This window comes from Macrococcus bovicus (genome assembly GCF_030376725.1).
Lineage (GTDB): Bacteria > Bacillota > Bacilli > Staphylococcales > Staphylococcaceae > Macrococcus > Macrococcus bovicus.
This window is the reverse complement of the sequence record NZ_CP128470.1, coordinates 1,350,963-1,365,211: the sequence shown is the minus strand read 5'-3', so window position 1 is coordinate 1,365,211 and position 14,249 is coordinate 1,350,963. Positions and strand designations below refer to the sequence as shown.

Here is a 14,249-nt window from a genome sequence, read left to right as displayed (position 1 = left end):
AACTCCGAGCCCTGCCCCTAGATAGATCGGTTCCATTATGATCGCTTCCTTTCAATTAAATCGAGTGCTTTTGCTCTGTTTTTGAAGTCTTTCTTCGTGATACTGTCGAGATAAGCCAGCGATTTTCGCTCAATGATTTTAGCGGCCTGCAGATCGACCTTGCTGCCGGCCCCTTTATAGATGTCAAGCCCTGTCTCGAGCTCAATCTGGTCCATCCATCTGATGAAGGCATATCTGGCAATAATAGAGCTTGCCGCAATGGCGATTGATTTCGATTCACCTTTCGTCTCGAACCTTGTGCGGTCGCGTTCTGGAATAGGGGTCAGCGCATAATTCTCGTAGACACCCTGTACAGCGAACTGGTCGATGACGATATAGTCCGGGCGTTCCTCTATTTTAGACAGGACGTTCTGGATAGCCTGGTTATGCAGGACGGCCTTCATCTTGACCTGGCTCCAGCCGCGCGCTTTCTGCTCATTGTATTTTGGATTGGTCAGAACGAGCAGCGAGTGCGGAATCATCGGAATGATCTGTTCGGCCAGTTCCACTATCTTCGGATCCTTCAGGTTCTTTGAGTCCATGACACCGAGCAGTTTAAGTATCTCAGCATTTTTCTTTGAGACGTAACTCGCGACGACGGTCATCGGGCCGAAGTAATCGCCGGAACCTGCTTCATCGGAACCGAGGCAGTTATATTGATCGTACTGATGGACAGCTGACTGACGAGGTGCAGCTGTGCCGAGTAGTTGCGCAGCCAGATTCTCTGCATCCTTGCCCTGTATCATGACTTTGTTCGACCGGTAGATGGAAATAGAATGCCCTTGGATCTTCGCACGGGCGACCATGCCGGGCGGCAGATGGGTGGTTTCATAGGTGATTTGACGCAGTAATTGCTCAATTTCTTTTTGTTCCAGTGTTTTTACGACAGTACTCACTGTAAATCCCTCATTATACATGTATTTTTATTGTCTATTCCTTATAAAAAATGGTACCATATATATTAAATGACGCACAGTGGAGTGATATCGTATGGGAGAATTTAAAAATAGAATTACTGTCTCTATCTATGATCAGCAGTATACGATTATCGGTGAAGATGAACCGGGTCACATCCGCTATGTGGCAGGGTTAGTCGACGAGCGCATCCGTGAAATATCTCGCTATAACTCTGGACTTGATACGTCGAGAAAAGCAGTTCTGGCTGCAGTCAACATCATGGATGACTATGTCAAACTGAAAGAAGATTTTGAAATACTATTACATAAACTAGAAGCAGAAGGTTACGACCATGATTGATATTATTTTATTGTTCTTTTTATTATTAGGGGCCATCATCGGCTTACGGAGAGGGTTCATCCTTCAGTCCTTACATCTCATCGGAACGATCGGCGCACTTGTCATCGCAAGGATGTTTTACCAACCGCTGGCGGACAAACTGGCACTCATCGTGCCTTATCCCGCTGCAGGGGAGACGCCTAAAGTTCTGATCAACTGGGCTGACGGTGAGCATGCCTTCTACAATGTGATCAGCTTTATTTTTCTGTTCATCGTCAGCAAAGTCGTGCTGCAGATGGTCGCAACAGTCTTTGACTATATTGCACAGCTCCCCCTGTTAAAACAGCTGAACAAAAGTTTAGGGTCACTGCTGGGCTTTATTGAGAGTTACCTTGTCATATTTATCGCATTTTTCTTCATTGCCATGATCCCGGCCCCTGCTATTCAGGCGAGAATTCAGGGAAGTACACTTGCCCGTGCGATAATTGAATACACACCTATCTTAAGCAACCGTGCAATTGACTGGTTTCAGCACATTGCCTTTATTCATATCTTCTAAAGTCATAGGCATAGGTCTATGACTTTTATTTTGGAGGTCATTAAATGACAAAGAAAGATTATATCAAGTTACTGGAGACCATCGGCTTATATATGGAACTTAAAGGTGAGAACAGCTTCAAGGTTTCAGCTTACCGTAAAGCGGCGGCTGCCATTGAGCAGTCACAGGTGCCTATTGATGAACTGGCAGACTTCACTGTACTTGCCGGCATCGGTAAAGGGGTCTCTGAAGTACTGAATGAATACCGCGAGACTGGTCAATCCAGTCTGCTAGCGGAACTGCAGACAGCGGTCCCGGCCGGTCATATTCAGATGCTCAAAATCCGCAATCTGGGTGCCAAGAAAATCGTCAAGTTGCATAAGGAACTGAATATCACAACCATTGAAGAGCTTAAGGCAGCCTGTGAAAGCCATGCGGTAAGTGGTCTGACGGGTTTCGGTAAGAAAACGGAGGAGTCCATTCTCCAGGGTATCGAGGACCTTGAGACGAAAAAAAAGTATATAACGATTCATGAAGCGGTGAAACTGACAGCCTATATCAATCAGGCACTGGAAGAAGCGGTGCACGTCAAACGTTATGCGGTCGCCGGCAGTCACCGCCGTATGAAAGAGCAGAGCAAAGACCTTGATTATATCGTTGTCACTGACGATGCGCTGGCAGCAGCAGAAGAGATCGAGGCGTTCACGTTCGTCAAGCAGGTGGCAGTGAGCGGCCAGGAGAAAGTCTCTGTGACTGTCCAGCTGGATGACCTTGAGACAGCTGTTGATTTTCGTTTCACAGATGATAAAGGCTTTACACCGATGCTGAATCATTTTACAGGCAGTAAAGAGCATAATGTCAAAATGCGCCAGCTGGCTAAAGCACGAAGCGAGAAAGTGAATGAATATGGTATCACTTTAGCAGATGGGACATTGAAGCAGTATGAGAGTGAGGAAGCGATCTATCAGCACTATCAGCTGAACTATATTCCGCCGGAGATGCGAGATGACGTCACGGCGTTTGAAGTGGAGCAGTCAGCTATCATCAAGCTGTCAGACATCAGAGGCGACCTGCATATGCATACGACAGCAAGTGACGGGGCCTTCGAACTGACAGAGATGATCGAAGCCTGCATCCAGCAAGGCTATGACTATATGGCCATTACGGATCACTCCAGAAGTCTGCGGGTGGCGAACGGTCTGTCTGTTGAGCGCCTGCTGGAGCAGAATCAGCAGATCAGAGCACTCAACAAGGCTTACAGCGAAATTGATATCTACAGCGGTATCGAGATGGACATATTACCGGACGGGACCCTGGACTACGAAGATGAGGTACTGAAGGAGCTGGACTATGTGATTGCGGCGATTCATCAGTCGTTCAATCAGTCAGAAGAGGAGACGATGCAGCGTCTGGTCAATGCCTGCCACAATCCTTATGTCCGTCAGATTGCGCATCCGACAGGCCGGCTTATCGGCAGACGCGCGGGCTATGCCGTCAATATGGAAGAACTGATAGCAGTCGCCGCCCAAACCAATACTGTGCTTGAAATCAATGCGAATCCGATGCGCCTTGACCTGAGTGCAGCGGTCATCAGACAATATCCGGATATCAAGCTCGCTATCAATACAGATGCACACCATACCAGTCATCTGGACTTTATGAAGTATGGTGTCGGGACAGCCATTAAAGGTCACGTCAAGCGCGAGCAGGTCATCAATACATCGACGCGCGAGGCATTCCGTGACTGGCTGCAGAAAGGAAAATGACATGAATCAAAAAGCTTTAAATATACTGGAATATCCCCTGATCAGAGAGAAAGTGGCTGCATATAGTCAGAATGAAGTCAGTGCCGCTTTAATCAGCAGGCTTGAGCCGCAATCTGACGCCAGTTGGATAGAGGCAGAGCTTGAGAAACTGGAAGAGGCCCGCCTGATTCATATGCAGGCAAGTGAGCCGGGCATGAGTCAGCTGACAGAAGTGAAACAGCTGACTAAGCGGGCGAGTATCGGTTCGATGCTCAGTGTGACTGAGCTGAACCGTATCAAGAATAATATCCGTGTCACGAACCGTTATAAGACTTATCTGCTGAATATGACTGAAGACAGTGACATCAAACTGCCGCTGCTCCGCGACAGATTTCAGCATCTTCCGGTCTTATCGCATGTGAGTGATGCGATAGACGAGAAATGTGACGAGACGATGCTCTATGACAATGCATCAAGCACGCTCTATGATATCCGTCAGCAGAAGAAGACGATTAATCGTCGTATTAAGGAGAAGCTTGACAGCATCGTCCGCTCACAGGCCAATCAGAAGAAACTCTCTGATGCGATTGTCACCATCCGTAACGACCGCCAGGTCATTCCTGTCCGCAGTGAATATAAGCAGGATTTCCCGGGTATCGTGCATGATACCTCGGCCTCAGGTCAGACATTCTATATTGAACCGAACAGTATCGTCGAACTCAGCAGTCAGCTCAATACAGTCACAGCGCGCGAGAACGAGGAAGTCAGTCGCATCCTGTACGAACTGTCTGCGCAGGTGGCAGAATCTCAGCATGATATTGACTGGATTACGACGGTCATGGGTGAACTGGACTTTCAGCTGGCTAAAGCGAAATACGGTCATTCAATCAACGGAGTGATCGCTGACACTGCGGACGAGCGAGCGATTGAACTCCCGGCCGCCTGGCACCCGCTGCTCGATCCTTCGAGCGTCGTCAAGAACTCGATCATCTTCGGTGATGATATCGATGCGGTGATCATTACAGGACCGAATACGGGCGGTAAGACCGTGACACTGAAAACAGTGGGTCTCCTGATTGCAATGAATCAATCCGGCCTGATGATTCCGGCAGGAGTCGGTGCCCGCCTCAGCATTTTCAACGATGTCTACTGTGATATCGGCGATGAGCAGTCGATTGAGCAGTCCCTGTCAACGTTCTCCAGCCATATGACCAATATCGTCTCCATCTTAAAATCAATGGACGATAAGAGTCTTGTACTTTTTGATGAACTTGGTGCGGGCACGGATCCATCTGAAGGGGCGGCTCTGGCGATGAGTATCCTGGACCGCTGTCTTGAAACAGGTGTCATGACGATGGCAACAACGCATTATCCTGAACTGAAAGCATACAGCTATAACCGCGACCATGTCATGAACGCCAGTGTGGAGTTCGATGTGGAATCATTGAGCCCGACTTACAAGCTTCTGATGGGTGTGCCGGGTAAGAGTAATGCCTTTGAAATCTCGAAGAAGCTCGGGCTCGACTTGTCCATCATTAAAAATGCCCGCCAGCTGATCCATATGGATAATATTGAAATCAACGATATGATTTCAGCGCTTGAGAGAAATACAAGACAGGCAGAGAATGACAGAGAGGAAATGGCCCGTCTGAAGCAGGAATCTGCCGCCCTTCATCAAGAATTGTCCGAACAGTTCGCCGCTTATCAGCAGATGAAAGAAACACTGGTGGAAAATGCAAAGATGAAAGCCAATGAGATCGTGCAGAAGGCTGAAAAAGAGGCTGATGCCATCATCAAAGACCTGAAGAGCCTGCGCAGTGAACATCAGTCGCTGAAAGAGAATGAACTGATTGAACGTAAAGGGAAATTCAAGAACCTTTACAATGAGGCAGCCCTGAAAAAACAGAACAAGCAGCAGGAAGCAGAAAAGATCGTTGCCGGTGACCATGTCAAAGTCCTGTCCTATGGTCAAAAGGGTGTGATCCTCAGTGTCGATAAGGATGAAGCAGTTGTGCAGATGGGCATCATTAAGATGAAGCTGCCGCTGACAGACTTCAAGAAAGAACAACCTGAAAAAGAAAAGCAGATCCGGGTGGTCCCACGTGCTAACCGCCAGACGATCAAGATGGAGCTCGATCTGCGCGGTGAACGTTATGAAGATGCGCTGCAGCGGCTGGAGAGTTATCTGGATCAGGCACTGCTCAGCAACTACAGCCAGGTCACCATCATCCACGGCAAAGGCACAGGCGCCCTGCAAAAAGGCGTGCAGGACTATCTGAAGCGTTCGAAAGTCGTCGCATCGTTCAGAGGCGGTATGCCGTCTGAAGGTGGCTTTGGTGTCACAGTCGTTGAACTGAAATAGGAGGATATGATGTGGAATTTTGATATGTATAAGCTTGCCGTTGTGCTGATTGTAGTGGCAGTTGTCATGCTCCTGTCCGGCGTCGGCTATTTGATTCTCACCTCATGAGCAAACCGCATGACGCATGGAAACGCGCATGCTATAATTCTTAAAAATAGAACTTTGAGGAGGAAATAAACATGGCATTAATTAATGCAACTGATGCAAATTTTGATGAACAAATTAAAGAAGGTGTGACATTAGTCGATTTCTGGGCACCTTGGTGTGGGCCTTGTAAAATGATTGCACCTGTCTTAGAAGATTTAGCGGGTGATGTTGACGGTAAAGCGGACATCGTAAAAGTGAACGTGGATGACAACCAGGCAACAGCTGCTAAGTTTGAAGTGATGAGTATTCCGACATTAATCGTCTTTAAAGACGGTCAGGCAGTTGATAAAGTTGTGGGCTTCCAGCCTAAAGAACAGTTACAATCTGTACTTGAAAAACATTTTTAATTGAGAAAAAGAGCTTCGGCTCTTTTTTTTTGAAATAGAGTGGTGGAAAAAATGGAAGAATATGAAGTCAGAATAAAGCATAAGCTCGCAGTCCTGCCGATGGAGCCAGGCTGTTATCTGATGAAAGACAGGCAGAATGAAATCATCTATGTCGGTAAGGCGAAGAACTTAAGAAATCGTGTGCGCTCTTACTTTACAGGGGCCCACGATGAAAAGACGACGCGGCTTGTCGCAGAGATCCGTGACTTTGAGTTTATCGTCACGAGCACTGAAATTGAGTCGCTGCTTCTCGAACTGACGCTGATCAAGAAGCATTATCCGCGCTATAATATCATGCTGAAAGATGACAAGAGCTATCCGTTCATCAAGATCACGAAGGAGAAGCATCCAAGACTCTTTGTGACAAGGCAGGTCAAGAAGAATACAGGTAAATATTTCGGCCCTTATCCGAATGCCTATGCGGCGCAGGAGACAAAGAAGCTGCTCGACCGCATCATCCCGTTCAGAAAATGCAATAAGATGCCGGACCGGTTATGTCTCTACTATCATATCGGCCAGTGCCTCGGTCCGTGTGTCTATGATGTAGAAGAGCGGGAATATCAGGAGATGATTCAGACGGTCAGTCAGTTCCTGAACGGTGAAGATACTACTATCGTTGAAGACCTTAAAGTGAAGATGGCAGAAGCAAGTGAAGCATTGAACTTTGAACAGGCAAAGGAATACCGGGATCTGATCAGCCATGTTGAATCATTGATGTTCAAGCAGAAGATGATGACTGCTGATATGACCGTCCGCGATATTTTCGGTTACAGTGTGGATAAAGGCTGGATGTGTGTGCAGGTCTTCTTTATCAGACAAGGTAATCTGATTGAACGCAATGTCACGATGCTTCCGCTCATGGAAGACCCGAAGGATGCCTTCTATAATTTCATCGGCCAGTTTTATCAGCTGGACCAGCATATTCTGCCTGGTGAGGTGCATATTCAGCCGGGTCTGGACATCGATGTCATCCGTTCGGTCGTGGACACGAAGATTGTGCAGCCTGTCCGCGGCAAGAAACGTGAGATGGTGGACCTTGCCGTTAAGAATGCGGATATCGCACTGTCGAATAAGTTTGAGATTATCAAGCGCGATGAATCCCGGACAATTAAAGCGATCGAAGAAATCGGCGAAGCGATGGGGATACCGACACCGATCCGTATTGAGGCCTTTGATAACTCGAACATTCAAGGGGTTGATCCGGTTGCTGCGATGATTTCGTTTGTCGATGGTAAGCCGAGCAAGAAAGATTACCGGAAGTACAAGATCAAGACCGTCTCAGGCCCTGACGATTATCGGTCTATGGCAGAAGTCGTCAGACGTCGCTATACACGGGTATTACGGGAACAGCTGCCGCTGCCTGACCTTATCATTGTGGATGGCGGGAAAGGTCATATGAATGTGGTCCTAAGTGTGCTGCAGGATGAACTCGGGCTTGATATACCGGTGGCCGGCCTGAAGAAAAACGCCAAGCACCAGACAGCAGAACTGCTTTACGGTGAAAATGCCGATATCATTCCGCTCGATAAGAAGGGCCAGGCATTCTATCTTCTGCAGCGGATCCAGGATGAAGTCCATCGCTTTGCCATCTCCTTCCACCGGCAGACGAGACAGAAGACGGGACTGCAATCTCAGCTGGATACGATTCCAGGTATCGGTCCGAAACGCAAACAGCAGCTGATCAAGCACTTTGGTTCAACCAAACGCATCAAGGAAGCAAAACAGGAGGAGCTGACCGCTATCGGCATACCGAAAGCGACGGCAACCCTTATTCTGGAGACATTGAATGAAGAGACCGAAAAACAGTCCTGATGGGCTGTTTTTTTACTTTTAGTGAGAATAATTATCATAAACAATAAGCCTGAAATTAATGATACAATTGTCATATATTAATCTTCACATACTGTGCGACAAAATGTAATCGGTTTCTTGATTTGACCCATTTTTAGGCGTACAATAGTTTGTGATGATTTATCAGAAAATATTAGGGGGGACTTCGCTTGGCGAATTCAGAACAATCATTTGCAATACGCAGGCTTCATTCATTACTTGGTGTGTTACCGATTGGTGTCTTTTTAATCCAGCATTTATTCGTAAACCACTTCGCAGTATATGGTGAGGCAAGTTTCAACAGAGCTTCGGACTTTATGGGAGGATTACCGCTCAAAGTGCTCCTTGAGACAGTGATTATCTACATTCCGATTCTGTTTCATGCTATCTATGGTTTCTATATTGCTTTCACAGCAAAGAATAATATCGGACATTACTCGACATTCCGTAACTGGATGTTCATGCTGCAGCGTGTATCAGGAATCATCACGTTCTTCTTCATTGCTGTTCACGTCTGGCAGACACGTGTGCAGGTCACTCTGCATGATGCGCATGTCAACTACGAGATGATGCATAACATCTTCAATAATCCATTCTGGATCGCATTTTATTCAATCGGTCTTTTAAGCACTATCTTCCATTTTGCAAACGGCCTGTGGTCATTCGCCGTGACATGGGGAATCACGCAAAGTGAGAAATCACAGCGCATCATGACATACGTATCACTTGCAGTCTTCGTGCTCGTAGCAGCATTAGGATTTACAGCTTTAATCGCATTTATTTAATTTAGGGGAGTGGCATATATATGGCAAACAGTAAAGTGATTGTTGTCGGAGGCGGTCTTGCCGGCTTAATGGCAACAATTAAAGCAGCTGAGCACAATACAAGCGTAGAACTATTTTCATTAGTGCCGGTAAAACGTTCACATTCAGTGTGTGCACAAGGCGGCATCAACGGTGCGGTCAACACGAAAGGTGAAGGAGATTCACCTTGGATTCATTTTGATGACACGGTATACGGCGGCGATTTCCTGGCGAACCAGCCGCCTGTTAAAGCGATGACTGAAGCGGCGCCAAGCATCATCCACTTACTGGACAGAATGGGTGTCATGTTCAACCGGACGCCGGAAGGTTTACTCGACTTCCGTCGATTCGGCGGCACACTGCATCACCGTACAGCATTCGCAGGTGCGACGACAGGTCAGCAGCTGCTCTATGCACTTGATGAGCAGGTACGTCGCTACGAAGTGGACGGACTTGTCACGAAATTCGAGGGCTGGGAATTCCTCGGTATCGTGAAAGATGACGACGGCGTCTGCCGAGGTATCGTTGCGCAGAATCTGGTGACTTCAGAAATCAAATCATTCGCAGCGGATGCCGTGATCATGGCAACAGGAGGACCTGGTATTATTTTCGGTAAGTCAACGAACTCTATGATCAATACCGGTTCTGCGGCATCGATCGTCTATCAGCAGGGCGCGACTTACGCGAACGGTGAATTCATTCAGATTCACCCGACAGCGATCCCGGGAGATGACAAACTGCGTCTGATGAGTGAATCAGCACGTGGTGAGGGCGGCCGTGTCTGGACATATAAAGACGGTAAGCCTTGGTACTTCCTCGAGGAAAAATATCCGGACTATGGTAACCTGGTGCCCCGTGATATAGCGACACGTGAAATCTTTGATGTCTGTGTGAACCAGAAGCTCGGCATTAACGGTGAGAACATGGTATACCTCGATTTAAGCCATAAAGACCCGCATGAACTGGACGTCAAGCTCGGCGGTATCATCGAAATCTATGAGAAATTCACAGGTGATGATCCGCGTAAAGTACCGATGAAGATCTTCCCGGCTGTGCATTATTCAATGGGCGGTCTCTGGGTAGATTACAATCAGCAGACGAATATTCCAGGTCTTTTCGCTGCCGGTGAATGTGACTATTCTCAGCACGGCGGTAACCGCTTAGGAGCGAACTCACTGTTATCCGCTATTTACGGCGGTATGGTGGCTGGACCGAATGCCATTAAATATATCAAGGGACTCGAGAAATCGTATGAAGATATTTCTGAGGACATCTATGCACGCAAAGTGGATGAAGAGCAACGTCGTTTTGACGCTTTGATGAACATGCGAGGCAGTGAGAATGCCTATAAACTGCACAAAGAACTCGGAGAAATCATGACGGCTAACGTCACAGTTGTCCGTCACAATGATAAATTACTTGAGACCGACAAGAAAATTGTGGAACTGATGCAACGTTATCAGGATATCGATATGGAGGATACAGCAACCTGGAGCAACCAGGCTGTCTTCTTCACGCGTCAGTTATGGAACATGCTTGTACTGGCACGTGTCATGACAATCGGTGCCTATAACCGTAACGAATCACGTGGCGCGCATTACAAACCGGAATTCCCGAAACGTAATGATGAAGAATGGCTGAAGACAACCATGGCGACATTCGATGGTGCCACTAATCCGCCGATCTTCAATTACGAGGATGTGGATGTCAGCCTCATCCCACCACGTGTCCGTGACTACTCTAAATCAGGAGGTAAACATTAATGGCCGAAAAAACGATTGAACTTGTTATCAGACGCCAGGCGAACCCTGAATCAACGCCCTATGATGAGAAATTCGTCATTCCTTACCGCCCTAATATGAACGTCATTGCTGCCTTGATGGAGATTCAGCGTAATCCAGTCAATGCACAAGGTCAGAAAACCACACCTGTCACTTGGGATATGAACTGCTTAGAAGAAGTCTGTGGTGCCTGCTCAATGGTCATCAATGGTAAAGCACGTCAGTCATGTTCTGCTATCATCGATACACTGGAGCAGCCGATCAGATTAGAACCGATGGCGACATTCCCGGTGATGCGTGACTTACAGGTAGACCGTTCTAAAATGTTCGATAATTTAAAACGTGTCAAAGCATGGGTACCGATTGACGGGACATATGATCTTGGACCAGGTCCGCGTATGCCGGAGAAACAACGTCAGACGGCTTACGAATTATCGAAATGCATGACATGTGGTGTCTGCCTTGAAGTCTGTCCGAACGTCAATAAGAACTCGGACTTCATGGGTGCGCAGCCGATTTCGCAGGTTCGCCTGTTCAACCTTCATCCGACAGGTAAGATGAATAAAGATGAGCGTCTTCATGCCTTGATGGGCGACGGCGGTCTTGCTGAATGTGGTAACTCACAGAACTGTGTCAAGGCCTGTCCGAAAGGCATCCCTTTAACAACAAGTATTGCAGCGATGAACCGTTCTGCAAACTTCCAGTTATTCAAATCATTCTTCGGTTCAGACTATCAAGTGAATTAATCGGAACGACAGGTGGGAATTCTCGCCTGTCGTTTTTTTTGTTATGATAGTCATGAACAGGAAGTGAGGAATTGAAGATGAATAAAGAATTGATTATTCCACTGGAGTTTCATCTCCGTCATCTGGCAGATAGAATCAAGAAGTCAGGACGTAGTCAGCTGCAGGCGTATCAGCTGTCAGATAATCAGTTTATCGCGATGCAGTGGATCCATGAGGAACCTCTGACAGTCGGTCAGCTGGCGACGAAGATGGGCATCGCTGTCTCCACAGCTTCAGAAATGGTAGACCAGCTGATCAAGAAGGAATGTGTACGCAGAGAAAAAGATGTGGCGGATAAACGTAAAGTCAATCTGTATCCTGAACAGAAAAGCATTGATATCATCAATGAGGTGATTTCTAAGCGGCAGGAATTCTTAAATGAACTGATGGCAGATATTCCACAGGACGATCAGCAGATGATGGCTGAAGTCATCAAGCAGTTATTCGCTAAAATGGAGCAGTCGTCATGAAGCCGATCGGGGTCATTGATTCTGGTATGGGCGGCCTGACAGTGGCAAAAGAAATCATGCGTCAGCTGCCGAACGAAAGCATCTGCTATCTGGGCGATGTGGCCAGATGCCCATATGGTCCGCGCAGCGCAGAAGAAGTCAAGCAGTTTACAATCGAACTTGCCCAGTTCCTGCTGAAAAAAGAGATCAAGATGCTGGTGATTGCCTGCAATACCGCGACCGCAGTTGCGCTTAAGCCTCTGCAGGAGATGCTGTCGATTCCGGTGGTCGGTGTCATAGAGCCGGGGGCCAGAACCGCACTGATGACGACAACTAATGGTCATGTCCTCGTGCTCGGTACTGAGGGGACGGTCAAGTCAGATGCCTACCGCAAGTCGATACAGGCTATCAATCCGAACGTGGATGTGCATAGTGTCAGCTGTCCGCGTTTTGTTCCGCTGGTGGAACAGATCGCTTATAAAGACCCTGTTGTGACGAATATCGTCATCCATCAGACTTTAAAGGAATGGCGGCTGGATCCGGCCGATACAGTGATATTAGGCTGTACACATTATCCGTTATTAAAAGGCTATATAGAGGATTACTTTAATGGAGAAAAGACGGTCATTTCGTCAGGACTTGAGACGGCGCGAGAAGTCAGTGCACTGCTGACGTTCAGTCAAGGTCACGCCCCGTACGCGGATGAAAAACACCATGAGTTCTATGTCAATGGTGACGCAGAGAAATTTACACGTGTCGCACGCGAATGGCTGGAAGATCCGGAGCTCGTGGTCACATCCATCAATTTAGAGGAGGAACTGAAATGAAAGATATTGTTATCGCTACAGGTAATCAAGGCAAGATCAATGACTTTAAACATATATTCCCAGACCATAACGTCATCGGCATCACGGCATTACTGCCGGACTTTGATGTCGAAGAGACCGGCACGACTTTTGAAGAGAATGCGGCGCTGAAAGCAGAAGCGGCAAGCCGCCTCCTCGGCAAGCCGGTGATCGCGGATGATTCCGGCCTTTCTGTCGATGCATTAGACGGTGCACCCGGCGTCTATTCTGCCCGCTATGCAGGACCTGAGAAGGACGACGCAGCCAATATGAAGCTGTTGCTGAAGAACCTGCAGGGCGAGACGGAGCGGACGGCACGTTTCGTCTGTGTCATTGCACTGAGTGAGCCTGGACAGCCGACCCGGACATTCCGCGGCGAAGTAGAAGGCATCATCGCTGAGGAAGAGCGGGGTCAGCACGGCTTCGGCTATGACCCGATTTTTTATCTTCCTGACAGAAACAAGACCATGGCTGAACTGTCATCAGAAGAAAAAGCGGAGATCAGCCATCGTCGTAAAGCGATTGATAAACTGACAGACTACTTGGAGGGCCGCAAGTCATGAAATGGGTAGTAGTCAGTGATAATCACGGCATGTCCCCTATTCTGACGGATATCAAGTCTATCCACCATGATGCTGATCGCTTCATCCACCTAGGGGATTCAGAATTTACGCGGGAGAATCCTGAAATAAGAGATTATGTGGCAGTGCGGGGGAACTGCGACGGTCCCTGGTTTGAGCAGACAATGGTTCTGAAAGGGGACGGCGTATTTCTCACCCACGGTCATCTCTATGCGGTCAATGCCGGCAGAGAAAAATTAGCAGCAGCGGCGAAAGAAGCGGGCTGTTCACTGGCATTATATGGCCATACGCATGTCCGTCAGATAGAGGAGATTGAAGGGGTCATCTGTATCAATCCCGGCAGCGTCGCTCAGTCAAGGAGTGAGGAACCGGAGACGTACCTGGTCATACAGGATGACAGGCTCACTTTCTATGATCAGCAGCACCGTATTTATGCACAAGCGCAGCTCAAGGGTTAACCTTCTGCCCTTAAAGGTGTAATAACGCAAAAAAAGGTTGTTGACTTTCCAGCTCAAACTTGATTATAATTAATCTTGTCTTGAAATTGAGTCCTGGTAGCTCAGCTGGATAGAGCAACGGCCTTCTAAGCCGTCGGTCGGGGGTTCGAATCCCTCCCAGGACGCTAGAGATAAAACCTTTTAAAATCATTTAAGGCTAAAACCCTTGATTTTAAAGGGTTTTTCTTATTTATAAAACTATTTAAAACTATTTAAAACTATAGT

General features: G+C 47.6%; 14 protein-coding genes and 1 tRNA gene. 14 read left to right on the top strand and 1 reads right to left on the bottom strand.

Annotated features, from left to right (window positions below; translation table 11 throughout):
• Window positions 1-35: 35 nt before the first annotated feature.
• Window positions 36-935 (bottom strand): ribonuclease HIII, encoded by a 900-nt coding sequence (gene rnhC, locus QSV55_RS07495; RefSeq protein ID WP_289649716.1) that lies wholly within the window; start codon window positions 933-935, stop codon window positions 36-38.
• Between the two features lie 94 nt (window positions 936-1,029).
• On the opposite strand from rnhC, the gene zapA reads away from it, so the two are divergent.
• From zapA to QSV55_RS07425, 14 genes are all read left to right on the top strand, one after another.
• Entirely contained in the window at window positions 1,030-1,296 is a 267-nt protein-coding gene (gene zapA, locus QSV55_RS07490) for a cell division protein ZapA (protein WP_133450940.1), read from the top strand.
• A complete protein-coding gene (locus QSV55_RS07485) occupies window positions 1,289-1,834 on the top strand; it encodes a CvpA family protein (protein WP_289649715.1) in 546 nt (181 codons plus the stop codon). Before zapA ends, QSV55_RS07485 begins: the two co-directional genes overlap by 8 nt.
• Window positions 1,835-1,878: 44 nt before the next feature.
• On the top strand, window positions 1,879-3,579 hold the full coding sequence (gene polX, locus QSV55_RS07480; RefSeq protein WP_289649714.1) for a DNA polymerase/3'-5' exonuclease PolX: 1,701 nt from the start codon (window positions 1,879-1,881) through the stop codon (window positions 3,577-3,579).
• 1 nt (window position 3,580) lies between these two features.
• Window positions 3,581-5,920 (top strand): endonuclease MutS2, encoded by a 2,340-nt coding sequence (locus tag QSV55_RS07475; protein ID WP_289649713.1) that lies wholly within the window; start codon window positions 3,581-3,583, stop codon window positions 5,918-5,920.
• Between the two features lie 179 nt (window positions 5,921-6,099).
• Window positions 6,100-6,414 (top strand): thioredoxin, encoded by a 315-nt coding sequence (gene trxA / locus QSV55_RS07470; protein WP_133450936.1) that lies wholly within the window; start codon window positions 6,100-6,102, stop codon window positions 6,412-6,414.
• A 51-nt stretch (window positions 6,415-6,465) separates the two neighbouring features.
• Complete coding sequence (gene uvrC / locus QSV55_RS07465) at window positions 6,466-8,265, top strand: excinuclease ABC subunit UvrC (RefSeq protein WP_289649712.1); 1,800 nt, start codon at window positions 6,466-6,468, stop codon at window positions 8,263-8,265.
• 188 nt (window positions 8,266-8,453) lie between these two features.
• Complete coding sequence (locus QSV55_RS07460) at window positions 8,454-9,068, top strand: succinate dehydrogenase cytochrome b558 subunit (protein WP_289649710.1); 615 nt, start codon at window positions 8,454-8,456, stop codon at window positions 9,066-9,068.
• Window positions 9,069-9,088: 20 nt separating this feature from the next.
• Window positions 9,089-10,849, top strand: a complete 1,761-nt coding sequence (gene sdhA / locus QSV55_RS07455) for a succinate dehydrogenase flavoprotein subunit (RefSeq protein WP_289649709.1) — start codon at window positions 9,089-9,091, stop codon at window positions 10,847-10,849.
• On the top strand, window positions 10,849-11,613 hold the full coding sequence (gene sdhB, locus QSV55_RS07450; protein WP_133450932.1) for a succinate dehydrogenase iron-sulfur subunit: 765 nt from the start codon (window positions 10,849-10,851) through the stop codon (window positions 11,611-11,613). Before sdhA ends, sdhB begins: the two co-directional genes overlap by 1 nt.
• Before the next feature lie 77 nt (window positions 11,614-11,690).
• On the top strand, window positions 11,691-12,122 hold the full coding sequence (locus tag QSV55_RS07445; protein ID WP_289649708.1) for a MarR family winged helix-turn-helix transcriptional regulator: 432 nt from the start codon (window positions 11,691-11,693) through the stop codon (window positions 12,120-12,122).
• On the top strand, window positions 12,119-12,928 hold the full coding sequence (gene racE / locus QSV55_RS07440) for a glutamate racemase (protein WP_289649707.1): 810 nt from the start codon (window positions 12,119-12,121) through the stop codon (window positions 12,926-12,928). Before QSV55_RS07445 ends, racE begins: the two co-directional genes overlap by 4 nt.
• Entirely contained in the window at window positions 12,925-13,509 is a 585-nt protein-coding gene (locus QSV55_RS07435) for an XTP/dITP diphosphatase (RefSeq protein ID WP_289649705.1), read from the top strand. Before racE ends, QSV55_RS07435 begins: the two co-directional genes overlap by 4 nt.
• Complete coding sequence (locus QSV55_RS07430; RefSeq protein WP_289649704.1) at window positions 13,506-13,985, top strand: metallophosphoesterase; 480 nt, start codon at window positions 13,506-13,508, stop codon at window positions 13,983-13,985. The genes QSV55_RS07435 and QSV55_RS07430 overlap by 4 nt, the downstream gene beginning before the upstream one ends.
• Window positions 13,986-14,075: 90 nt before the next feature.
• Window positions 14,076-14,149: transfer RNA gene (locus QSV55_RS07425), tRNA-Arg, on the top strand.
• The last annotated feature ends 100 nt before the right edge of the window (window positions 14,150-14,249 follow it).